Origin of the sequence: Saccharicrinis sp. 156 (genome assembly GCF_050589685.1) — a bacterium.
Taxonomy (GTDB): Bacteria; Bacteroidota; Bacteroidia; order Bacteroidales; family Marinilabiliaceae; genus Saccharicrinis.
Genome location: NZ_JBNGOS010000006.1, coordinates 147,754 through 172,997, shown reverse-complemented (window position 1 = coordinate 172,997; position 25,244 = coordinate 147,754). Strand labels below are relative to the sequence as shown.

Genomic DNA, 25,244 nt, shown 5'->3' with positions numbered 1-25,244 from the left:
TAGATTATTCTATTCGGTTTATATAAACAAAGTTGGCTCCCCACGATTTTTTATTTTCGTCGGAAGAATCAGACTCAAAAAAGGTAGATAGGTCATATTGCCCTGTTTTCAGCTCTACCTCAAAAGTAACTTTTTCTTGCTCAGTATCTGTTATCTTCGAAAATACACTTTCGCCAATTTTTAACACCGTTTTATTTGCAGCAATAGTTTTCGGGTGCTCGCGTGGGAAACTCCGCAATTCGAAATGGTAAAGCCCATCGTTAGCAATGGTAACCGGCCAAACACCATTATTTCGTTTTGAAGGAATTTGCCCTTGCGTATGTGGATTATTTCCTTTGTACCAATCCATGGCATTGAGACGTATCTCGGGTGCATTTTTAGCTCCAATAATATGTCGAGCCAAGATTGGCTCTGTGGGAAGGCTTTCCCAAAATTCGTTGTAAATAGCATTAAGGGAATCTACAACTTGTGGGTGTTTTGCCGAAACATCCTCTAACTGATAAGGATCTTCAATAGCATTAAACAATAATTTACCATCAAGTAAGCGCCATTCTCTGGTTTTAACCGAGGCGTTTTTATATTTTTTTCGCTTTCTGTTTCTAGGGCATTGCACAATAACTGTACGGTCATCATCCCATTCTTTGGTGTCTGTCAACAATGGTTTTAAACTTCGCCCATCCATATTAGCAGGAACTTCGAGTCCGCATACATCGATAATTGTGGGTGGAATATCTACAATTCCGGTGAGTGCCATTGATTTATAAGCCTGTTTTTGTTTCTTAGGGAATTGCATCATACAAAATACCTTGTGGCGAAAGTCGAGCACATCATCGGGCAATCCGTGGTTGTTTACTGCCGGTGGGTTGGGTAAACCCCGATAACGCATTCCCTGATCCGTGGCAATAATTACCAGCGTATTTTCCGTTAACTCCAGCGAATCGAGTTCGGAAAGTAACATCCCCACATTATCGTCAATATTTTCAATCATTGAATAAAGGGCCATCTCTTTATCAGTTCCCTCAATTCCACGTTTTTTAAGTTCTTTCAATTTTTCGGGGTGAGCTTGCCAGGGGCCATGGGTTGCCGGGGTCGACACAAAACAAAAGAAAGGGTTATTTTGATTCTCTTTTATGAAATGCTGAGCTTCATGAAAGAGAACATCGGAAGAAAAACCTAAGGAAGAAACAAATTTCCCGTTGTGGTTGTAGCTTGCATCGATGTGGGTATTTCCATAATAATCAGGAAATTGTCCTATTCCACCACCATCATGAATAAAGGATTTGTCGAATCCCCGGTAAATAGGATTATAGGGGTATTCGTTACCCAAATGCCACTTGCCAAATACACCACAGGTATAGCCAGCATCTTTTAATAAATCGGAAATTAATATTTCGGTAGTAGGAAGTATTGAAACGCCTCCAATGGTGTTGTGAATTCCATACCGCAAGGAATAACGACCGGTAAGAAGCTCTGCCCGGCTGGGCGAACAATAAGGTGTTGCATAAAAATTATCGAACACCACACCTTGTTTTGCAACTTTATCAATGTTCGGGGTTTTTACAATCTCGTGCCTATTGCAGCTCAATTCGTAATAACTTTGGTTATCGGTAAGTATTAATAAGATATTGGGCTCTTGCTTGCCGTTATTAACATCCGAACAACTATATAGCGCCAAATGAATAACAAGCAGCAATCCTATTCTTGAGATTGTTTTATAGTTGTAATAACTTGTTAATCCTTCATGATCCTTTACCATCATCATTTTTTCATTATTGTTTGAACCAAAACAACACCATTTGCCCCTCTTGAACCATACTCCGCTGCACCGGCATCTTTTAATATATTGATGGTGGCAATTTCTGACGGGATCAGATTTGAGAAAAAAACTTGATCAACAATTACTCCGTCAACAACCAGCAAGGCAGCGTGGCTACCCAGAAAAGATGAAGTTCCGCGAATTATTATATCGCTCCCATTTATCTCCACTCCCGGAAATCGTCCTTTTATAAGCTCGTATATGCTAGTATACTGTGTAAAGTCCAGTTCGTTTGTGTTTAAACTGGAAACTGCGTATAATTTATCTTTATCTTTAACATGTCCGCAACTAACCGCCATTTCCCGGTTTTCGTGTCCCGGTTTTAGCTTCAAGTTCACATCTATGAATTTTATGGTATCTGTTATTTTAGCATGTTGGTTTGAAAAACCGTGAGCAGTAACTTTAATTTTATCTTTTTGTTGAATCGATACGGAAAAAAAACCCGAAGAATCCGTTTTAACTATTTGCTTTGTGCTTTTAACCAGAATGCTCGCCCCTATTAAAGGGATACTGTCGAAGGTGGTTACTTTACCCTGAAGCATTCTTTCCCTGGCAACCAGTAACTGAGATGTATAAAGAATGAAAATAAAGCAAATAAGCACTTTTTTCATGATTATTATATTTTTATCATACGCAGATCCTAGAGAAAGAAAGAAACGCAGAAACAGCCATTTACACCCTGACCTTCAGTCGGCTACCTACCCTTTTGAAGGATAAAAAGTACATTGCAGTGATAACTATGTTTTCAAAAAAGATAAAGAAGGAACGTGCGTCAACACGCTCCTCCTTCTTCTTTTTATATTTACACTATTACTAATTATAGCCCGGATTTTGTTCAAGTACTGCTTCCGAGTTATTTTCTATTTCGTCAGCGGGAATCGGGTAGAGGTTATGGTATTCTTCAACCCCATTAGTGGCATAAGTTCCATTATACATTGGATTGTATTTTTTAACCCTTTCAGCCAGCTTTTTGGTTCGCATAAGGGTTACCGTACGGAATTCTTCGTAAGCCAATTCCCTCACCCTTTCATCGAGTATGTAATCAATATCAACATCCGCTTCATCCACCGGAGTTGCCTGAGCCCTGCCTCTAATCACGTTGATGTCGGCTGCCGCATTTGTTTTATCGCCTTTGCCAAGATAAGCTTCCGCCCGCAATAAGTAGGTTTCGGCGAGTCGCATGAAGTAGTGATCTCTGAATGTTTGGGGGCCGCTATTGATCACGGTACCTCTTTCTTTATCGATGTAATATTCATCGGGTAGATTATTTACAGGGGTAATTTTAACCATAATGGCCGACCAACCCCGATTGTATGCTCTGGCCGTACTTTGGTCGATGGCATCGTCGGCAACGATATACTTCCCGTAATAAGCAGAGGCAGGATTTGTTGCCTTAATATCGCGATAAATGTTATATTCTGAATTCCGCATATCTGCCGGGTCATCCCATACCTCGTTAATTAAAAAGTTGTTTGGTGCAAACCAGCCAATGCCTCTACCTCCGTAGGCGGCCATAGGTTTGTCAAATAAAGGTATTCCATCTTTGCCTTGTAACGTGGTGTAATGAGGATTTCCGAATTGTGGATAGTTGCTGCTTCGGCCTCCACCTGTCACATCGTATTCGTATTGGCATACCCAAATTGCTTCCTTGTTTACACTGGACTTCCGGTTTTGATTTCCAATCCTGAATAAATCCCAATATACATCGCCAGGTTCTGATTGACGCGTTCCAAATCGTTCGGTCATCAGTTCGTAATTTGGATCGTCAATGACTGCGGTGGCTGCTGCAATAGCATTGTCCCACTGTTCCCCAGTAATATAGAGTTCGGCCAAAAGATGGTTGGCAGCTCCTTTTGAAACCCTTCCATCTTCAGCTTCATCCGGGTCAGGTAGATTTTCAGCTGCAAATTTTACATCGCTGATGGCCTGAGCCAATACTTCTGCGCGTGTGGCCCGCACAAAGTCACGCTTTGGTTCCTTAATCTCTTCCAAAACCAGGGGCACTCCGCCAAACATGATTCCTAATAGGCGATAGCAATTACCTCTAATGAACATCGCTTCTGCCTTTAACTGATTGCGTTGTTCTTCTGATTCGAACTCGGTGTTTTCCCCATCAATACGTGAAAGAATTACATTGGAGTAATAAATAATCTGGTAATACCAGCGCCAGAAGTTACGCGTGCTTCCATTGCTGGGCGTTATTTTATCAATGTAAGAGTTCAATGCATTTGTAGGCGCAATTGCGTTATAAGCAATGTCGGAAGTGTATTGAAAGATATACATTCCCCCCAGGTTGGACATTATTGTGCGGTCCTGCATTTGATCATACAGGGTTGCCACCGCGGCGTTAAACTGATCGGCGGTTACATAGGAGTTGCCAATACTGTAGAAATCTAATACTTCTTCTTCTAACCATTCATCTTCGTTACACGAAAAGAAAATGAAGGTTGCTAGAAAAACGGTTGTTATATATTTTAATATTTTCATGGTCGTAAATTTTTAAAATTCAACATTTACACCTAACGTATAATTTGCCATAACAGGTGTTCCAACGGTAAATCCCTGGCCGGATTCAGGATCCCAGCCTCTCCAATCTGTGATGGTCAACAGGTTTTTGCCACTCATGAACACTTTTAAGCTGTTGATATCCCATTTGTTGATGACTGATTTTGGGAAAGTATAAGATAAAGAGACATCCTGAAGGCGAATAAAATTACGTTGCATAACCGGGTCAGGGTCATAGGCCGCAACGGCATCAGGTCTGCGGAATCGGGCATTAGGATTTTCAGGCATCCAGTAATCCCATCCGCCTGCAATCATATTTGCTTTATCGTAGCGCTCGAGAACAGTATTATTACCTAAAGGAAGCACATCTCTGGCGTAGTAATAATCTTTTCCTCCCTGAATAGTGTTAACGAAGGCATACAAGCTAAACCTTTTGTATTTGAGCGTATTGGCAAAACCCATTCTGTAGCTAGGATCGGTATATCCTAAAATTTTCCGGTCATAGGCAGACGAGATAACTCCATCCGGTTCACCGTCAGGTCCGCTCAGGTCAGAGAGTTTGTAGGTACCCGGTAAAAATCCATCGGGTATCACACCGGCTTCTTCATCGGCCAGTTGCCACATGCCTTCAATTTCGTAGTCGTAAATAACGCTGGTTGGTTTACCGATAAAAAGGCCGCTTTGAACCAGATCATCTTCAATCCCATCCCCGTCATTGTCTTCACCAAGAATAGATACAATTTCGTTTCTTACCCTGGAGAAGGTAACCGTTGTACTCCATGTGAAATCACCACGTCTAATAACATCTCCCGTTAGGGTAAACTCAATACCGTGGTTGTCAACAGCCCCTATATTTTTCATGATGCTGCCAAAACCGGTCAATCGGGGTAAGGAAATAGAATACAACCCGCCTTCCGTTGAGTTTTTGTAATACTCGATGTTACCGTGTATCCTTGAATTTAAGACCGCAAAATCTAACCCCAGGTTTAGTCCGGTGGTGGTTTCCCAACCTAATGCATCGTTAGGAAGGCTGGTAGGATATTGGCCTATGGTGGCTGGCACTCCGTCACCAAAGGTAATGACCGGTGAAGCCGATACTTTGGCAAGGGTTTGATAGCGGCTTACTCCACGGTTACCTGTGCTACCATACGAAGCTCTTAGTTTCAAATAGTCGAGCCAGTCTTCTGTTTTTTCTTTCACAAAACTTTCTTCCGAGGCCACCCAGCCAACGGCTACAGAGGGAAAGGTGGCAATTTTATCGTTCGCACCAAAACCAGAGAAACCATCTCTCCTATAAGTACCGGTAAGTAAGTACCTGTTTTTATAATTGTACGATACGCGTGCCATGGAATACAAACTTTGCTCCTGCCATGCACCGGTATTCAGCCCTCTTAATTCGGCTTCGCCTTGCTCCAGTGAGTTGTAGCCCAATAAATCGTTGGTAAACTTTTGTGCACTTGTATTTGTAGATGAACCTTCGCGTTTTTCAACACCATAAACCAAAGTTGCGTTTACGTTGTGTACATTATTAAATGTTTTTTTGTAAGTTAAGATATTATCTACAGTATAGTCGTAGCCAATTGAAGAATTTTTATATCCGTATCCGGTGTATGTAGCTCCCCACGGATTAAAGTTATCGTGGTTGGTTGTACGGTAATTCTGCGAGAAATTAACCCTGTAATTTAAACCTTTTATCGGAAGATTAATATCAGCGTGGATATTTGCAAAAAGGTTCAAACGTTTGTCAGAATCATCTTGCTGAATGGTTAATAGCGGGCTAAACCAAACTCCTGCCAGGTCACGCAAAGGCTCTCCATCCTCATCATAGTAAGGGATCCATGGTTGCATTTGAAATGCCACACCCGAGTTAGGCGCCACACCCGAATAATCACTCGAGGTAAGGAAAGTTTCCATTCCCACATTCATCCAGCTATTAATTTTTGCATCCAGGTTAATTCTATAATTGTACTTGGTATATTCGTCGTTGGCCATGTAGCCTTCCACATCAGTTACACCACCGGAGAAAAAATAGCCGAAGTTTTTTGTTTTTCCACGAACACTTATATTATGGGTATTAATAAAACCGTTTCCGGTTAAATCATCCCACATACTGTTGTCCACGCCATTTCTAAATCCTTCTTTCATTTCATTGGTTGATAAAATGTCTTCGGGCGACCAATCCGGATTTCTCTCTACATAATCAGGTCCAATACGCGAGCCATTTGCCCAATAAGCATCCCAGAGAAAATCTGTAATTTCAGCTGCTCCCATGGGCTCCAGTTTATTTGAGGGTACCTGCAGGGTGTAACTTCCCGAATAGTTGATGATGGGTTTTCCCGAGTCATCTCCTTTTTTAGTGGTAATAAGCATAACACCATTTGATGCCTGCGAACCATAAATGGCGGCTGAACTGGCATCCTTCAAAATATCAACAGATTCAATATCCGCGGTATTTAAGTCGATCAGGCTTCCCCGGTAAATAATTCCATCAACTACAATTAATGGAGCATTGGCAGCTGAACCGCTTGAAAGCGAATTTTGTCCACGAACAGAAATAGATGGGTTTTCACCCGCTGCATCTACGGCACCAATATTCAGACCTGGTACAGTTCCCTGCATCGACTGGATGACAGAGACATTTGGGAGTTCACTTAATTCTTCAATATTTACATTAACTACGGCGCCTGTTAAGTCGCTTTTTTTCATAACACCATAACCAATGGCTACAACCTCTTCCAAACCAATGGCATCAACCGCCAAGGTAACATTGATTGAACTTTGTCCCTCCACCTTTATTTCCTGTGTTTTCATTCCGATAAATGAGAAAACCAACACTTGACCAGAGCCGGCTAAAATGGAGAATTCACCATCGATATTGGTAACGGTACCTGTTGAAGTACCTTTTATTAACACTGATACACCGGGTATGGATTCACCCCGTGAATCAATTACTTTACCGGTTACACGAGATTGCCCAGACTGTGCGGCTTGATAAATATCGCTTGGCGAAATAATGATCTGCCGGTCAATAATCGAAAACTCAACATCCTGCCCCTCAAAAATCAAGTTAAGAATATCTGTAATTTTTTCATCTTCTACATCCACATCCACTTTTTTATCCACATCAATCAGATTATTATTGTAGAGGAAGAAGAACTCACTGTTGTTTTCTATTTCAACCAACACTTCCTTAATGGAGGTATTGTTAAAATTTAACGATAGTTTCGTGTTTTGCGAGTAGGAGTTAGAAGCATAAACTCCGAGAGAGCTAAAACAGATGATTAACACTGTCAGTTTCATAATTAATAACATTCTGGATGGTAAAACCAAAGAAATGATTTTCCACCAATTTAAAAACTTTTTCATAAATTTGTGGGGTATTAAGTGAATACTAAAATTACTTCCTGAATTAGCAGTTCAGGTGAAAAAAGCAACAGGAGGGTGCGCCAACACTTTCCTGTTTTTTTTTGGATTTTTTTTACGTCATAGGAATTATTTTTTTATTGATAAAGTTGCTTTTCGGGGGCTAAATGAATTATCTTCCTGCTTTTGCGCAGACACTATCTTATAGCTCATGGGCGACGATAAACTCAACAAATTCAGGACCTGCTCCAGGGTCTCATCGGTAAAGGTTGCCGTGAAGCTGTAATCCTGCAAGGCCTGGTCTTGTATTTCAATTTTAACATTGTACCATTTCTCTAACCTTTGAACCACATCATTGATATGGTCGTCATAAAATACAATATAACCATCTTTCCATGAAGTGTACTTTTTTAGGTTCGAGTTTGACGAATGAAAGAGTTTGTTTTTCTCCGAATCGTACTCAACAATATCGTTTGGCTTCATTGTCATCAATTCTTTTGGCCCGCTACTGTATTCATTAACCAAAGCTACCTTCCCTTCTTCCAGGGCCACTGTCATTGTGTTATACTCCTTGTAAGCTGATACATTAAACGAAGTCCCGTATACTTTTACGCCCAGTTTCGGAGTCTTCACTATAAATGGTTTGGCATCATTCTTAGCAACGTCAAAATAACCTTCCCCGTTTAACTCTACCTTCCGTTCATCCAGGTTAGCAAACGAAGTTGGAAAACGAAGTGTGCTCCCTGAGTTGAGCCAAACTGTCGTACCATCGGCAAGTTGCAATTTGGTGTGCGTACCAAATGCAGGCTTAACTTCCTGCATAACCACCTCTTCGGAATCAATTTCGAGTACACAGTAGTTGTATAAAAAAGAAAATGAAAGCGACAGCAATAAAATTGCCGCAGCCTGACGTAAATAGGTCTGCCAACGTTTTTTCGGGCTTAGTTTGGCTATTCGTTTTTTTGTCTCGGTTAAAGAAGATTCAACATCGATTGAGTCAGATAATACCAACTTTTGCGACTTCTCCCACAATAAAGCATAAGCCTTAAATTCCTTCTCGTTTTCTTTCGATTCTGAAATCCAATGGTTAAGCAGCTCTTGCTCTTCCGCATTTAATGTCCCTGCCAGGGATTTCGTTATAATATTTTCCAATTGATGATTGTTCACGTGTTTGTATCAAATTTTAATAATATGACTTTACACTTAGGACGAACCATAAGGGTCCTTACCCTATATGGAAATATAAAAAAAAGTTAAAACAATTAGAAAATTGTGCAGGAAAGAAGAATGGCTAAATAAGAGAGATGCTCTTTTAGCTCGATTCGCAATGTTTTTAGAGCCCGGCTAACCAATGCCTCGACAGCCTTTACCGAAATACTCATTTTTTCGGCAATCTCTTTATAGGTAAGATTTTCAAAACGACTGTATTCAAAAGCCATTCGGCTCCTTTCGGGGAGTACAGACAAAACAACAATCAGTTTTTCTTCAAATTCCCGCTCAAAAATATAATCCTCGGAGTTCGTTTCCGCTCTTTCTTTTTCAGCTTTCCTATGAAGATTCTCTAAAGACTTGTTCTTTCGCAAATAGTCGACACATTGGTTGCGCACCATAAAGGACAAATATGCCGGAAGATTTTTTATGCTGCACGCATTTTCACGGTTTACCCATAATTTCACAAAACAGTCCTGAACAAGACTCTGGGCTTTGTCTAAATCATTAACATACAAATTGGCCTGTGCACAAAGCCCTTTAAAATATTTCCGAAAAATATAATCAAAAGCTCCATCATGCCCGTTCTGTAACTCAAGCAAAAGAAAATCATGTGTATCATTTTTTTCGTTGTTCATATGATGTAATCGAGGCTTTAGAATAAGGAATAGACACAAATATCTATATTCATATTACAAATCAAAACAATATCGAGCAATAAATAGCCATATTGTAAACTTTTTTATTTAAACCCGCAATCTGCATTAAAAAATCCCTGCCTGATAAAGCTGGCAGGGGTTTTCTAATATAATCAAGGTGAAAACGAAACTTGCTCGTATAACAATCCTTATCTCACTTTTTTATAGGTGACAAAATAATATTTCTAACCCTAAACCAACCGTTATTAAGGTCGCCATTACATTCATCCGTTAATAATTCAATTAAGTGCTCGGCCTTTTCCTTATGTTCTGATATCAGGTTATTCTCTTCGCGATAATCGTTAGGCAGATAATACAACTGAAATATATCTTCAGAAATAAAGTACCTGATTTTCCAACCATCTGAGGTTACCAGTGCTGGGCCCAAAAAAGAAGAATAAACCACGTGATTATGCTTCTTGCCTTCCTGTCCCAACAATTCCGGCAAATAAGAAACTCCATCTTTTTCAACCGGTATATCATAGTTCACCAAATCAGCCATCGTTGAGAGAAAATCGTAATTGGCAACCAATACATTGGATGTAATACCTTTTTTAATTTTACCGGGCCAACGTGCAATTAAAGGCACACGGACCCCTCCTTCCCAATTACTGCGTTTTATCCCCGCCATGCCATCATTCCCATCAAAAACATCGCCACCCAGCTCGCTGTAATATTTGGTTTCTATGTCGTCGAAAAACTCCCCGGTGGACATATTCCTAACCGGTTTTAATATTCTTCCCTCTTGGCTATAATATATCTCATGGCCATTATCCGATGAAAAGATCACCAATGTTTTTTTATCAATTCCCAACTTTTTTAATTCGTCCATTAATATACCCACATGCTCGTCCAGCATTTTCACCATCGACGCATATTCTTTTTCAATCTGAGTAAGCCTGTCGTCATTTACAAATTCGTCGTATACTTTCGGGGTAGCAACAGGTCCATGAGGCAGTTGCGTAGGGTGATACAGAAAAAAGGGTTTGTCCTTGTTTTCACGGATAAAACCCAGCATTTTTTCGAGGAACAAGTTTTGGGAATACACTGCTTTCCCTTCCATATTCCATCTTTGATTAAAAGCTTTTTCCGTCTCTTTTTCATTTGTTCTACCACAATGAATATCGGTGTTGCCTTCTATATTTACCAATTCTCCATTTTCAAAAAGAAATGGAGGGTAGAAGCCGTGACACCGCACATGGTCGAGGTATCCGTAATAATAATCCCAGCCATGGCGTTTCATCTGTTTATGGGTAGCCGAGAACCCCCATTCCAGTTTTCCTACCTGACCGGTTGTGTAACCCGCTTTTTTAAAAACTTCGCCAAGAAATATTTCATTTTCCGGAATCTGGCCTTGTTGCTGGTTTAGTTTTGATTCTATCTCCTGGGGAGTCATCACACCTGTTGAGATTTTTTTGTAGGCCCCACCGGCACTAATTTTCCATTTATCGCCATGGCAATCATGGTATCCGGTCAGCAGGCTTGCCCTGGCAGGGGCACAAAACATACAACCATAAGCATTTTCAAATCGCATCCCTTCGTCGGCCAAGCGGTCGATGTTGGGAGTTTTGATAATTTTCTGCCCTTCGCCTGACAGTAACCCGCGTCCCAAATCGTCGGCGTAAATAAAAATGACATTCGGTCGTTCATTATTCATGCTGTCATCATTCTCTTTGGATTTATCAGAACTTTGCGAAGCGCAACCAAAGAGTCCAACAACAATTATCAGGAATGTAAACAATCTACAACTAATCATAACTAAAAAATATTAAATTTTAATCTATTTAAAACCTATTTTTTTGGCAGATAACTCCAGGTTCATAATTTTATCTAAAACCAACGATACTGCACCAATTTCTGTTGTCTGTTCCCCAAAACTGGAAGGAAGAATCTGGACATTGATGTTTGCCGGCAAAAGGTATTTAGATTTTTTATTTTCAATTAAGTCAAAAAGGAACTGGCCGCTTAAGGAAATTCCACCTCCAATATAAACGGTCTGCGGATTTAGAAGGTTGGCAATTGTGCCAATGCCCTTGCACAAATATTCCGAGACCTCATCGTAGATTTTTAGACAGGCCACATCGCCCATTTTTGCCGCACGGGCGACTTGTTCGGCAGTCACAAGGTTGGAATTGTTATTGCACAGATCTTTCAGCAAATCGGCATTGCCGTTTTCCATTTCGGCCTTGCCACGGTTGGCAATTCTGTGTCCCGAAGCCAACGCCTCGAGGCATCCATACATTCCGCATTTACACTGTACCTTACTGTTTGTGTCAACCACAATGTGCCCGAATTCACCGGCAAAACCAGCATAACCTTTCACCAGGTTTCCTTCGATCACCAGCCCCGAAGCTATCCCGTAACCGAAGTTGATTACCGTAAAGTTTTTCAGATTTTGTCTTTCCCCCAGCTTTAATTCACAAAGAGCCATTAAACGTGTCGAGTTGTCATAGAAAAAAGGCACATCCAGCTTCTTCTCTAATACTTCTCTCAGACTGACGTTAGACCAGCCAAAATCAGGGGACGATTCTATGATCCCGGTTTCGCTATGTACCAGCCCGGCAACACCGATTCCAACACCCCAAATCCTTGCGTCTTTCTCCTTTCGCTTCTGAAGCTTGTTTATCACTTGCACTACTTTCTCGATTATACTGTCAAATCCACGTTCAATTTCAGTAGGAACTTGAATTTCCGAAATAAAATTTGCATTCAGGTCAACCAGGCAGCCCCTGATGTATGTTGCCCCAAGGTCGATACCAATAATGCAATTACTTTCGTACTTGAATTTTACGATCACAGGAGGCCTTCCCCCGCTTGAATTTCCCACGCCTACGTATTCCGCGATCCCTTCAGAATCCACCAGCTCGTTTACAATTCGCGTAATTGTGGGCGGGGTCAATCCTGTTGCTCTGGACAGTTCCGACCGACTTATCTGGCTTTTCTCTTTTATTAGTTTTAAAATTACCTTTTTGTTGGTTTGATGCAGCAATGCCGCATCCATCTTTGCATATTCTTTTCTCATAATCATCTCGTTCTCTCCATACAAAAATATGAAAATAATATTAATAACATACACAAACAACTCCACATAATATGTGTTTACAAATGTTAATTTTTATAACTACCTGTTTTTCATTCTTTTTCATATTACATTTAGTACTTATTTTCTTCTATAACTTATTAATATCATTTTTATAAGTTGGATTATTAAAATGTATTGTTTACTTTTAAAATCTATTTTAAAAAGGCTTTATTCTAAATAGGCCCTAAAAATGGCGTATTTTCATAAGTTCTGGAAACCTGAATGTAATTAACAGAGAGAGAGTCGTGATTTAGTTAGTGAAGCCGGAAAGAATTGACAATTGTTGTAAAAAAACTGAAACGTACAGAACTAGAACATTGTAGATCCCAGGCTTATAGTGGGACTGAATGGATAAAGTGGCCGAAATCCTTATTATATCAAGTTTAATCACCAATAGAAAGAAAGGAGGAAAGAATGAGAACATAGGCTTTGCAAATAAATTAGAAATGTAATGATTAATTAACCGAGTAAAAAAAGCATTCCAATTATGAAGCCTTCAAATCTGATGTCATCTAAATATTCCTGCGGGTTAATAGTGCTTGTGCTAATTAGATGAAAGTAAATCAGCCACCGTGTCAGAAAAAGTAGGTCTTGTGGATTCTTGGGGAACATAATGACAAAACCGAAATCGATCCGCTTTTTTAACAGGCTTTAATTAGACCTATTGGGTGGCCTACCATGCGGGCTAATAAAAACATGCAAATATCACATAGTTAAGGCTTATAATTTATGCAAAACAAGTTTGATAAGTAAGTTATAACCCGATAAATAAACTATTAAACTCTTATGAAAAAAACACGATTCAATCATTCCTTCCTTCGAGAGGGTTGCAAATTGCTCAATCAGAAAATAAAAAAGGCACTTCTCTTTGCTTATTTTATTTTTCTTGCAAGTTCAGGACAGGCAATTGCCGATAACTTGAACTTTGAAGATGAACCTCCTATTCTGTTGGAACAATCTGACAAAACGGTTCGGGGAACCGTTAGCGGGACAGATGGCCAGGGAATCCCCGGAGTAACCGTGATGATAAAAGGAACCACTATTGGAACCACATCCGGTGCAGACGGGCAGTACATCCTGAAAAACATTCCGGATGGAGTGGTATTGGTTTTCAGTTTTATCGGGATGGAAACACAAGAAATACCCCTAAAAAAGAATTTAGTTATTGATGTCGTTATGAAATCTGCACTTACACAACTGGAAGAAGTTGTGGCTGTAGGTTATGGTAAGCAGGAGAAAATAAGCGTTACCGGGTCGGTTGCCGCGGTAAAAACAGAATTAATCAAGCAAAGTCCCTCCCCCAACGTCATTGGGGCACTCACCGGTCAGCTGCCGGGTTTAACGACGATACAGAGCAGTGGTCGTCCAGGCGCTGAAGGCTATTCTATTTATCTGAGAGGGCTCAGCACAACCAACGGAGCTCAGCCATTGATTTTGGTGGATGGGATTCCCCGGGACAATATTACCCAGCTCGATCCGAATGAGATAGAGAGCCTGACAGTTTTGAAAGACGCCTCGGCCACGGCCGTTTTTGGGGTTCGTGGAGCCAATGGTGTTATTTTGGTGACGACCCGTGTAGGTCAAAACGAAAAACCATCTATCAGTTTTACTTATGAATTCGGGCTGCAACATTTAACCTACAAAACCGAGATGTTGGATTCGTGGGATTATGCCGAAATGAGAAACCAGGCCCTGATTAACGATGGGTATGCCCCCAAATATACAGAACGGCAGATCGGACTGATGAAGGCTGGAACCAGTCCTTTTTATCCCAATACCGATTGGTATGATATCATGCTCAACGACTTTGCGCCCATGTCGCGATACAATGTAAATATGTCGGGCGGAAACGATCGTTTCAAGTATTTTTTCAACGCAGGTGTTCTCAATCAGAAAAGTTTTTACGATGCCCTATCTAAAGATGAAGTCGGATATGATCCTCAGTTTAAGTTGAACCGTTACAATTTCAGAACCAACGTGGAGATGAAAGTGAACAAATGGATTTCCGCCGGGGTTAAGCTGGCCGGCTATGTAGATAAGGTGAATGGTACCACCTCGAAGGCTTCTCAAGTATATGTGGGGATCAATTCCATGACCCCGGTTACACCCGGGCCGCTCTCTCCCGCAGGATGGGAAGAGTATGGAATCCCCGAAGGGTATCCTATTACCCCCGATAACGTAAGCAACAAAAATCCCTACGACATATTGAATTTTAGGGGCTATAACAGTTCTGAATCCGATAACCTGAATACCACCGCCTATGTTGATTTTGACTTAAGCAAGATCACCAAGGGGCTATCCTCAAAAGTAATGGCCTCTTTTGACACCTATTCCAGCTCGTCTATCTCTGGAAGTAAGAGCAATACCAGTTATCAGTTTGATATTAATGAGCAGGAGACTCTGGAAGGCGAAATATACGATGCCATTCAATTTACACCCGAAGAGGATCTTCAGTTTTATCCCATTTCCCTTTCCAAGAGTTCCAGTTTTAGGTACAGCTCGAATTTACAATGGGTAATCAATTATAACCGCACCTTTAATAAAATACATAAGGTGACAGGGATGGTGCTGGCACAACGCGACAATAAAGAAGTGGCTAGTGGCAGCAGTGAAAATTTACTGCCGTATAATTATATGGGTGTTGCCGGTCGCGGAACCTACCGGTTGAAGAATCGTTATCTGGCCGAATTCAATATTGGTTATAACGGATCGGAGCAATTTGCCAAGGGTAATCGTTATGGCATATTCCCTGCCGGATCTGTTGGTTGGGTGCTGTCGAACGAACCCTTTGTTAAATCGCTTAATGTTTTCTCCAATCTTAAGGTGAGGGCCTCTTATGGTAAAGTGGGTAGCGATAATATTGGCGGTTCACGATTCCTGTACCTGGATAAAATGAATGTGAAAACCAGTGGAGCTATTAAAACGATCAGTGATTTGTTTGTGTCGGAGAATTTGCTCGGAAACCCAAATATTACCTGGGAGGTTGCCTACAAACAGAACTATGGGATTGATATGGGCTTCTTGAAAAACACCCTGACTTTGTCGGTGGATGCTTTTAAAGAAAGAAGAGAGAATATCCTGATTACCCGCCAAACGGTATCTGACGTGACCGGTTTGGCTGATATTTATCCCAAAGCGAACCTGGGAATTGTCGATAATAAAGGATTTGAGGTGGAGATGGAATATAAGAAAAGACTTAATAATGATTTCTTTTTCTCCATTCGCAATACCTTTGCTTATGCCATCAATAAAAACGTATTTGCCGATGAAGCCAGCAAGGGAGATAACTATTACCAACCTTATACAAAACAAGGTCTCTCTATTGGGCAATATACCGGTATGATTGTCGATTGGGATTCGGAAGGCAATGGGTATTACATTTCCGAAGAGGAGATTAATCAAACCACCTATTCGGGAGCCACGCCTCGTTTGGGGGATTTAAAATATAAGGATCTGAATGAGGATGGTAACATCGGTGCTGAAGATAAAGACGTGATTGGCTATCCAACCGTTCCGCGAATCAACTACAGTTCAAGGTTTTCCTTTTCATATAAAGGGTTTGATTTGTCGTTGATGTTCCAGGGGGCTGCCCAGGTAACCAAGAACTTTACCGCCGCGGGAGTATGGGAATACGGAGATCCCGGATATTATTTTGCCTACCAGAAAAATGCCTGGACCCAGGAACGTTGGGACAATGGAGAGGAGATCTCCTACCCGGCTCTGTCCTCCTATAAGAGAAATACTAATCATACAATTAACTCATATTACACCACGGATGTATCTTACCTGAGATTGAAAAATGCCGAGTTTGGCTATACTTTTTCAAAAAACTTATGCAGCAAGCTGGGGATAGAGAAGGTAAGAGTATACACCAATGGTAGTAACCTTATCACCTGGGCCAATAACCGTTTTTCCCATCTGGATCCGGAAATTGGGCGTTCCCCGCTGATTCCAATTACCCAGATATTTAATTTTGGTGTAAATGTTACGTTTTAGATTGGTGTAATTATTAAATGAAAAAGAAAATATTATGAAAACAAAAATATGGATTGCTGTCCTGTCTTTATTTCTGTTTGTTTCGTGTGAGGATGTTTTGGATATCTCTCCGGATGGAACACAGACAATGGATGAGATTTTTGCCGACGAAGCAACTACAGGAGGTTATTTTAGCTCCTGTTATGAGAAATTTCCCGTCTATGGATATGCCTATGTGGGGATTGAAAATCTACCTACTGCGATATCGGATGATTCCTGGAGTATTGGCCGAAATGGTGCCAACAGCGCTTCTCTTTATCTTGGAGCCTGTACCGCAGTTGGGAACAATAACAAACTGGGTTACCAGAAAGGGATTTTTGGTAATGGTGTTCAGGCATGGCCTTATTTCTATAAAAGAATTCGGCGCATTAATGTGTTCCTGAGCAGGATAGGGACCGCCGCCGTTCCTTCCGAGGCAGAACGTGAACAATGGACTGCCGAGGCCCGGGTATTGCGTGCTTTCTATTATGCCGATCTTGCGCAGCGGTATGGCAAAGCCTATCTTCTTACCGAGCCTACGGATGTGGATTTTGATGAGTCAACGCTGGTCATCTCCACCTATACGGAGATTGCGGATTTTATTATCAGTGAATGCCGCGAAGCCATGAAATCGCCTGAATTGCCCTGGCGACCTGAAATAAGTACCGATGCCAAAAGGATGAATAAAAGTGTCGCGGCGGCACTAAAATCCAGAGTAGCCCTGTTTAAGGCCAGTCCTTTGTATAACGGTGGTCAGAATTATTGGGCGGAAGCCGAAGCCATTTGCAAAGAGTCGTTAGACGAGCTTTTGGCACATGATTTTGAATTGTATACCACCGTTCGTAACGCTTCTGTTTTTGGGACAAACGCCTATCATGAATACAGCACAACTACCAGAGATTATTCTGCTGTTCCGGTAGATAAGGAAAGTATTTTAGTTACTTATACCCGCAGTAATCTTTGGAATTTCCAGGGATTGCCTATTAACAATGCGGTTTCGGCAGGAATGGCCCCTACCCAGGAACTCGTTGATGCCTATCCTATGACAAGCGGAAAATATGTTCTTGACCTGGCGAATCCGTATAATGATGTTAAACATCTTTCCCCCAATTTTGCCTCCGGGTCGGGATATGACGAAACCAACCCTTATGTGGACCGGGATCCACGTTTTTACGCCACGGTCTATTACAATGGTTCAACCGCTCTTAATTCAAGCAATAAGACTACAACGATAGATATTTTTAGGACGGGTAACAGTAGTATTGATGGTAGTAATACCAAGCGCACGCAGACGGGTTATTATCCACGCAGGCACTATCATCCTTTATCGCGCAGAGGTAAGAATGTTTCCTCTTCATGGCGCTATATGCGGCTGGCCGAGATCTATCTTAACTATGCCGAATGTGCGATCGAAAACAACCATCTTACAGAAGCTTTAGCGGCGATTAAGCCGATCAGAGATCGTGTGGGAATGCCCAACCTGGATGAAGTGGAAGGGGTAACCATTAACCAGGAAAACCTTCGTTTGATGTACCGTAACGAACGCCGGATTGAGATGGCTTATGAAGAAACCCGGTATTATGACGTGCGCCGCTGGACCGCTCCCGGAGAAGATATGGATATTGTACGTTATGCCACGGGTATGTGGATCGAAAAGAATGAAGACGGCAGTTTTACGCATATGCGATTTCAGGTGGGCGATGCCTATGATCCGGACACACAGAGCTGGAGCGGGCAAGGTCTGGAAAAAAAGTGCTATGCGGCCAAATTTAATCTTTACCCGATTGATGCGACAGAAGTCTCCAATTTATTTGAAAAAACCGGCGTTAACATTCAAAATCCCGGATGGTAATCTGGCTTGGAAGTGTTTACAATTAAATATTAAATAAATGATGAATTTCAGAAATTATATATCATCAAAAATATTAACCTTCTTGCTGATGATCTTTGTATTGTCGGCGGGGCATGTGCATGCCCAAAAAGAGGGCTCTTATACGAAAGGCTCGGTAAAAGATGTTTTCGGACGGGCTTTGCCCGGAGCTAAGGTGACGGCCCGAAACAATGCCATTAATTGTGTCAGCGGGGTGGATGGCACCTTCAACATACATGGGGTTCTTGTTGAAAATGAAGTATTCGTTGTGTCCTTAAACGGTTACAGAAGCCAGGAGGTAACCTTTACTAACAAGGAAGACCTCAATGTGGTTTTGGAATCGGATGCCTCAGGTCGCGACAATACGGTGTCTCTATTGACCGGCGACAGAACCATGAGTTCTGTGGGGGCTTCGGCCATAACCATAGGTCAGGATGTTTTATCCCGAACCAAGTCCTCGTCCCTCGGGACTGCCCTCACGGGGAGAATCCCGGGCTATACCTCCGGATACATACGAGGAATCTCTACCACCAATGGGAAAGCCCCAACGATTTTGGTGGATGGGATGCTAACCGATAGTTATGGACACCTGAATCTGAGAGATGTGGAGTCGATAACCATATTAAAAGATGCCGCTGCCACCTCTTTATATGGCTTCCAGGGAGGAAACGGCATTATTTCGGTGAAAACCAAGAAAGGTTATGATGGGGAGTCTACTATTACCGTAGATGCCAATTACACCCTGCAAAAATCTATTGTAACCCCTACCGTTTTAAATTCGGGACAATTCGCCAGACTTTATAACGAGGCCTGGGCTAACGATGGCAATACCGGTACGCCTGTATTTTCGGCTGAGGACATTGCCAATTACGAGTCGGGTGAAAATCGCGACTTGTACCCCAATAACAATTGGTACGATATGTTTATCGACCCGTTGGTTCAAACACAGGATATTCATGTAAGCGGACGTGGAGGTTCTGAATCCTTTAAATATTATGTGGGAATGGGCTATCTTCATCAGGATTCTCCTTATAAGACGGATGGTACCGTTCCCGAGACTTTTGGAACCAACCGGTTTGATATCCGTTCCAACCTGGATATTAAGATCAACGATTATATCAGTGGTTACATGAATATATCGGGAAGGCTGAATCGTAATATGGACACCCAGTCAAATGATGTCTATTCTACTATTTTTAACCTGGACCCTACTGTTTATGGACCTCTTACACCCGAAGGGTATGTGGTGATTACCGAAACCGAAGGGAGTTCAACCTATGCCAAGATTAACAGATCGGGATACACTAAAACAACCGGGGTTCATATTTCTTCCATTTCCGGATTAAATATTGACCTTAAGAAATTGCTGCCTGGCTTGTCAGCCGGAGGAGAGATAAAGTATTATACGATTCCGACCTCTTATATCTATGGCAATACCGATTACGAGCGATGGATACGGGATAAGACTGTAACCGACAGTTTGGCTTTTATGAAATTTGGCTCCACCACAGACGAGCCGGTCACATTCACCAAGAAAACCTCTTCCATTAACAGGAACGAATATCAGGGGCATTTGAGTTATCAAAATACCTTTGGAGACCATGGGGTTAGCGCCCGTGCGTTTATACAAAAACAACATTATAGTTCCCAGGCGGCGGTTGGTGTTCAGCCCTTTATAAAAATGACCTATGGGTTAAATGTGAGTTATGCGTATAAAAATCTGTTATATGCCGATTTGGTGTCGGGTTATCAGGGGTCAGAGCAATTTAGTTCCGAGAACCGTTACGGATTTTTCCCATCCATGTCTGCGGCTCTGGTGCTTTCGAACTTCGATTTTTTGAAGGCTAATGAGGCGGTGAGCTTCCTGAAACTTCATGGTTCCTACGGTTTGGTGGGCAATGATGCATTGGGCACCAGCGAGCGCTTCCTGTATAAGGATAACCTGACCACCAGTGGAAGCAACATTGGAGAGACCCAATTGGGTAACCCCGATATCACCTGGGAAAGCTCTAAGATTGCCAATATCGGGATCGACCTTGGCTTATGGAATCAGGTCTCTTTGGCTTTTGAGTATTTTGATGACCGGCGGACCGACATTTTGGTCTCCAATAAGATCATGCCGGCCATGATGGGTATTGCTTCCAGTGCGCTTCCTTTGATGAATGACGGTGAAGTACATTCATATGGCTTTGAGACCCAATTGGGTTACCAGAAGGACTTCAGCAAAGATTTTTCCTTTGGGATTAATGGTTACTTTGCCTTTAACGACAATAAGGTTGAAAGCATTGCAGAGTTAAATCTGGGCGATGATTATGCTTATCCATACAGAACTACCGGATACCGTGTAGGACAACATTGGGGTTACCTGATTGATTATTCCAATGGAAACGGCTTTTTCAACAGTGCCGATGAGATTGCAGCCTCCGGGCTAGCTTATGATGGCGCCTCACCAAGAACCGGAGATTTTATCTATCAGGATTTGAATAACGACGGGATTATTAATGCTAAAGACATGGCCCCAATGGGTTATGGAAGTATCCCAAGAATCAGTTATGGCGCTGAATTGAATATGCGATGGAAACAATTTGACCTTTCGGCCTTGTTGTATGGCGTTTCACAAGTGAGTTCATTTAACAGCGGTTGTGGCTATTATGAGTCGTTTAACAACGGCACCTTTTTCACGCAACATTTAACCGCATGGACTGCTGAGCGTTACGCCAATGGAGAAGAGATTACGGCTCCTGCTTTATCATTGGATGGAAGTTCCAGTCATAAAGCCAATGATTATTACTTTCAGGACAAAAGCTATGTCCAATTGAGGGAGGTAACCTTAGGCTATACGATTCCTGCCAGTGTGTCTAATAAGGTATGGACCAAGGATGCCCGGATCTATTTTAGCGGAAGAAATCTGCTTACGCTCGATAACATGAAAAGCGACGATATGACGGTTTTTATGAGCGGCGTGAACAGTTCTCCTACGCGCAGGGCGTTTGTTTTTGGGCTTAATCTAACATTTTAAGAAAGAGAAAAGATGAAACGAAGAATTGTATATATATTAATGGCTGTAAGCCTGTTGGCTCCATCTTGCGAAAGCGCTTTTGATTTTGGATCGGATGGACGGGTGACGTATGATGAAATCTTTTCGGATTACGAGTTAACCAAGAAATACCTGGCAACCGCTTACTCTTATATGCCCTACTATGGGGCGAGTAGTGCGGGGGGAACCTTTTTAGCATCCTATACCGATGAAGCGCAGAATGCCCAGGATGTAGTCCCCGGTAACAGTACCCTGCAATATTATCAGGGGAACATGAGTTCCAGCAATAATTTGCTTGATGGCAACCTTTACGACGATATGTATAAAGGGATCCGTGCGTGCAATGTATTTATTGCCCATGTGGATGAAGTACCTTTTTTTAAGATTGAAGAACACAGAGGCCAGTGGAAAGGCGAAGCTTATCTGTTAAGAGCTTATTATTATCTTCAACTCATTAAGCGTTATGGTCCGGTTCCTATCTTTAAAGAGGAGCTCCCTCTGGATTATGATTTCTCGGCCATGGAGAGGCCAACGTTTTATGAAAATGTGCAGGCGATCATCGACGATTGCGATGCTGCCATGGCCCAGCCTGAGCTTTTATATCGTCAGGTTAGTGGTCTTCAGGATGGGTATATGACCCGCGGGGTGGCCAATGCCATTAAGTCACAAGCCATTCTTTTTGCAGCCAGTCCGTTATGGAACGATGGCAACAACTATTGGAATGAAGCCGCTGCCGTAACTAAAGATGCGATGGAAAAACTTGAGAGTGCCGGTTTTGGGTTGTATAATCCGGCAAGCATTTCTGTCCCTGGTCTCTATAGCAAGTATCAGGAATATTTCCTCACCGCCTCTGAAGGGGTGGAGAATCCTGCAGAAGAGAAAGAGACCATAAAAGGAACCACACGAATGACGCTGTGGTCCAATTACGGCCTCCCTGTTTTGGCCAATGTAACCAAAGCAGGCATGAGTCCTTCGCAGGAATTGGTTGATGCATATGAGACCATTGATGGTGTGCCGGTTCTTGATCCGGAGATGCCTTATCTGGATGACCAGCATCTGCAGCCCAATTATAATGTGGATAACACCTTGTATGATCCTGCAGATCCATATGCAAACCGCGACCCCCGTCTTTTTTCGACGATTTATTGCAATGGCAATTATCATAACCTAAGCAACAATACAGTTCCTGTGGAAACTTTTGTCGGCGGTAATTGCGGAATCTCTGAGATCAGTAACCTTTATACCAGAACCGGTTATTACCTTAGGAAGTTCATTAATTATGCTTCAAAGAACAATTATAATGTAGACGGTTATTGGCACGATTTCCGGATGGCTGAGATTTATCTTAATTTTGCCGAAGCAGACTTTTACGCCAACGGGGCGGTTACCTCTGAAGCGCTGGCGGCTGTCAATAAAATCAGAGCCAGGGCCGGCATGCCTGACGTTCCTTCAAGTATCTCTGCCCAGGATTTTGAACTCAAATTGCGCAATGAGCGAAGAATAGAGCTGGCTTTTGAGGAGCACCGTTACTATGACCTTCGCAGATGGAAGATTCAAAAGGACTATGAAGGAGTGGTTACAGGCATGAAAATCACTGAGAATGAAGGCACATTTAATTATGACAGGATCATTGTTCAGGAAAGAAATGTTACCGATGATAAATATTTGATGTGGCCGATTCCTTTAACGGAAGAAAATAAATTCAAAGCCGTTGGGGTTAATTTCCAAAATCCAGGTTGGTAATTGATGCTTCTGACCAGATCTTGACGAACGGATTTGGCGGAACATTTACTGATGCTACACAGACCAAAACGTTACACTCAGTGGTGAAATCGATTTTGGAATAAAGTCAACTTAGAATTAAACGAGGTTGTGGAGCGATACCACAACCTCTTACAAATTAGACTCCAGTATCTTTATTTAGCGCATTGGATTCTATAAAAAAATTAATTCCCATGTATAATGAGTGAAAAAATAGGTTTAATCGATTCTTCAATAATTATTATCTACCTGGTTGGAATATTAGTCGTTGGTATTCTATCCGTTAGATTAAAAAAAATGACTAGCGAAAGCTACTTTCTTGCCGGAAGGGGATTAAACTGGGTTTTGGTGGGTGCCGCTTTGTTTGCATCAAACATTTCAACCATTCACTTGGTTGGGCTCGCGGCATCGGGTTATAACGAAGGTTTGGTGTGGGGTAATTTCGAATGGCTTGCATCAATAACTTTAATTTTACTAGGGTTGATTTTCGCCCCATTTTATTTTAAAAGCAAAATATCAACCTTGCCCGAGTTCCTGGAAAAACGTTATGACTCCAGGTCGCGCACGGTTCTTGCCTTCATTGCCATTATTGGGGCCTTGTTTGTTCACATTGGCATGAGTTTGTATGCCGGTGCTGTTGTGTTCGAGACTTTCTTTGGAATAAATATCATTACCTCAATTCTTGTCATTTCAATAGTAACAACAATTTACACCGTACTTGGTGGCCTAAAAGCGGTGGTTGTAACCGAAACTATACAATCTGTAATTTTAATAATTGGTGCAATTATGCTAACGGGCTTTGCCGTATTTGCTTTATCAGAAAGTGGTATAAATACGATTGCCGAACTAAAAGCAAGTTTAAAACCCGGGCAACTAAAAATTTTACATTCCAAAGATAGCTTGGCCACATTGGGAGGAGACACCGGACTTACCTGGTACGCTTGCCTGCTGGGTTACCCCATTTTGGGTTTATGGTATTGGTGCTCCGACCAAACCATTGTTCAGCGGGTTTTAGGTGCCAAAACCCAAACAGATGCACAAGTAGGGCCCATTTTTGCCGGTTTCCTAAAAATATTACCGGTTTTCATTTTAGTGTTTCCTGGCGTTATTGCCTACGTGCTATTTAAAGACATTATTGGAACCAATGCCAACATGGCCTTACCGGTTTTAATTAACCAGCTTCTACCTGTCGGATTAAAAGGCCTAATGGCTGCTACACTTCTGGCAGCCTTAATGAGTACAATTGCGGCTGCATTAAACAGTTCAGCAACACTTATTGCCGTGGATATTGTAAAGCGGGTAAGACCCACTGTCACCGACAAACAACAAATTAAAATTGGTCGTTATGCTGCAATTTTGGTTATGGTGCTGGCCATGGCCTGGTCCACTCAGGGCGATAAATTTTCTAGTATTTTTGAGGCAATCAACAAAATTGCTTCGGCCATTGCACCTCCGGTAGCCGTAGTATTCTTGTTTGGGGTATTTTCGAAAAGAGGAACGCGGCAAGCTGCTTTCATCACCTTAACCTTGGGATTAATCCTAGGCATCACTGCATTTTGTTTCGATTTTGAACCCATTAGCGGGTACATGTACATTACAAAAGGTTTACAAATTCCTTTTATGATGCAGGCATGGTGGTTATTTGTGTTATGCTCAATCATATATTTTACCGTAAGTTTTGCAACAGAAAAGCCCAAACAAGAAGTTATTGACAACTACACCTGGGAACACCCTTTGGCTGTAGTAAGAGGAAAACTTACCTCAGTAAAAGATCCTAGGGCGCTAGCTCTTATCCTTACAGCGACTTTAATAATATTGTATTTCGCATTTTCATAGATTAGTTCAATTAGTAGAATGTTAATTTTTGGACGGGTATCATTCCCCTCGGA

Annotated in this window: 13 protein-coding genes; 5 read left to right on the top strand and 8 right to left on the bottom strand. The window is 41.8% G+C overall.

Translation table 11 applies throughout. From position 1 onward, the window contains the following. Positions 1–4: 4 nt before the first annotated feature. The 8 genes from ACRD64_RS05120 to ACRD64_RS05085 form a co-directional block, all read right to left on the bottom strand. Positions 5–1,762: a sulfatase-like hydrolase/transferase gene (locus ACRD64_RS05120; RefSeq protein ID WP_430932150.1), complete on the bottom strand. Its 1,758-nt coding sequence runs from the start codon at positions 1,760–1,762 to the stop codon at positions 5–7. Further along, positions 1,759–2,427 (bottom strand): TonB-dependent receptor plug domain-containing protein, encoded by a 669-nt coding sequence (locus tag ACRD64_RS05115; RefSeq protein ID WP_430932149.1) that lies wholly within the window; start codon positions 2,425–2,427, stop codon positions 1,759–1,761. The genes ACRD64_RS05120 and ACRD64_RS05115 overlap by 4 nt, the downstream gene beginning before the upstream one ends. A gap of 202 nt (positions 2,428–2,629) precedes the next feature. Next, positions 2,630–4,303: a RagB/SusD family nutrient uptake outer membrane protein gene (locus tag ACRD64_RS05110; RefSeq protein WP_430932148.1), complete on the bottom strand. Its 1,674-nt coding sequence runs from the start codon at positions 4,301–4,303 to the stop codon at positions 2,630–2,632. A gap of 12 nt (positions 4,304–4,315) precedes the next feature. Beyond that, positions 4,316–7,687, bottom strand: a complete 3,372-nt coding sequence (locus ACRD64_RS05105) for a SusC/RagA family TonB-linked outer membrane protein (RefSeq protein ID WP_430932147.1) — start codon at positions 7,685–7,687, stop codon at positions 4,316–4,318. A gap of 126 nt (positions 7,688–7,813) precedes the next feature. Beyond that, the gene (locus ACRD64_RS05100) at positions 7,814–8,851 is read right to left on the bottom strand and encodes a FecR family protein (protein WP_430932146.1); all 1,038 of its coding nucleotides are present in this window, start codon (positions 8,849–8,851) and stop codon (positions 7,814–7,816) included. A 95-nt stretch (positions 8,852–8,946) separates the two neighbouring features. Further along, a complete protein-coding gene (locus ACRD64_RS05095; protein WP_430932145.1) occupies positions 8,947–9,531 on the bottom strand; it encodes an RNA polymerase sigma-70 factor in 585 nt (194 codons plus the stop codon). A 214-nt stretch (positions 9,532–9,745) separates the two neighbouring features. After that, entirely contained in the window at positions 9,746–11,347 is a 1,602-nt protein-coding gene (locus ACRD64_RS05090) for an arylsulfatase (protein ID WP_430932144.1), read from the bottom strand. 24 nt (positions 11,348–11,371) lie between these two features. Next, positions 11,372–12,613 carry an ROK family transcriptional regulator gene (locus tag ACRD64_RS05085; protein WP_430932143.1) on the bottom strand — a complete coding sequence of 414 codons (1,242 nt, stop codon included), beginning with the start codon at positions 12,611–12,613 and terminating at the stop codon, positions 11,372–11,374. Positions 12,614–13,459: 846 nt separating this feature from the next. Between ACRD64_RS05085 and ACRD64_RS05080 the strand changes: the two genes are divergently transcribed. The 5 genes from ACRD64_RS05080 to ACRD64_RS05060 all read left to right on the top strand — a co-directional run bounded on the left by ACRD64_RS05080 (position 13,460) and on the right by ACRD64_RS05060 (position 25,191). Beyond that, entirely contained in the window at positions 13,460–16,669 is a 3,210-nt protein-coding gene (locus tag ACRD64_RS05080; RefSeq protein ID WP_430932142.1) for a SusC/RagA family TonB-linked outer membrane protein, read from the top strand. Positions 16,670–16,703: 34 nt separating this feature from the next. Further along, positions 16,704–18,539 carry a RagB/SusD family nutrient uptake outer membrane protein gene (locus ACRD64_RS05075; protein ID WP_430932141.1) on the top strand — a complete coding sequence of 612 codons (1,836 nt, stop codon included), beginning with the start codon at positions 16,704–16,706 and terminating at the stop codon, positions 18,537–18,539. 37 nt (positions 18,540–18,576) lie between these two features. Beyond that, a complete protein-coding gene (locus tag ACRD64_RS05070; RefSeq protein WP_430932140.1) occupies positions 18,577–21,576 on the top strand; it encodes a SusC/RagA family TonB-linked outer membrane protein in 3,000 nt (999 codons plus the stop codon). Positions 21,577–21,588: 12 nt separating this feature from the next. Continuing rightward, entirely contained in the window at positions 21,589–23,337 is a 1,749-nt protein-coding gene (locus ACRD64_RS05065; RefSeq protein ID WP_430932139.1) for a RagB/SusD family nutrient uptake outer membrane protein, read from the top strand. Positions 23,338–23,556: 219 nt separating this feature from the next. Then, positions 23,557–25,191, top strand: coding sequence for a sodium:solute symporter (locus ACRD64_RS05060; protein WP_430932138.1), 1,635 nt, complete (start codon positions 23,557–23,559; stop codon positions 25,189–25,191). The last annotated feature ends 53 nt before the right edge of the window (positions 25,192–25,244 follow it).

Bases quoted from the DNA above. Each gene is read 5' to 3' on its own strand.
- ACRD64_RS05120 (WP_430932150.1), bottom strand. From the start codon at position 1,762: ATGATGATGGTAAAGGATCATGAAGGATTAACAAGTTATTACAACTAT.
- ACRD64_RS05115 (WP_430932149.1), bottom strand. From the start codon at position 2,427: ATGAAAAAAGTGCTTATTTGCTTTATTTTCATTCTTTATACATCTCAG.
- ACRD64_RS05110 (WP_430932148.1), bottom strand. From the start codon at position 4,303: ATGAAAATATTAAAATATATAACAACCGTTTTTCTAGCAACCTTCATT.
- ACRD64_RS05105 (WP_430932147.1), bottom strand. From the start codon at position 7,687: ATGAAAAAGTTTTTAAATTGGTGGAAAATCATTTCTTTGGTTTTACCA.
- ACRD64_RS05095 (WP_430932145.1), bottom strand. From the start codon at position 9,531: ATGAACAACGAAAAAAATGATACACATGATTTTCTTTTGCTTGAGTTA.
- ACRD64_RS05090 (WP_430932144.1), bottom strand. From the start codon at position 11,347: ATGATTAGTTGTAGATTGTTTACATTCCTGATAATTGTTGTTGGACTC.
- ACRD64_RS05085 (WP_430932143.1), bottom strand. From the start codon at position 12,613: ATGAGAAAAGAATATGCAAAGATGGATGCGGCATTGCTGCATCAAACC.
- ACRD64_RS05080 (WP_430932142.1), top strand. From the start codon at position 13,460: ATGAAAAAAACACGATTCAATCATTCCTTCCTTCGAGAGGGTTGCAAA.
- ACRD64_RS05075 (WP_430932141.1), top strand. From the start codon at position 16,704: ATGAAAACAAAAATATGGATTGCTGTCCTGTCTTTATTTCTGTTTGTT.
- ACRD64_RS05070 (WP_430932140.1), top strand. From the start codon at position 18,577: ATGATGAATTTCAGAAATTATATATCATCAAAAATATTAACCTTCTTG.
- ACRD64_RS05065 (WP_430932139.1), top strand. From the start codon at position 21,589: ATGAAACGAAGAATTGTATATATATTAATGGCTGTAAGCCTGTTGGCT.
- ACRD64_RS05060 (WP_430932138.1), top strand. From the start codon at position 23,557: ATGAGTGAAAAAATAGGTTTAATCGATTCTTCAATAATTATTATCTAC.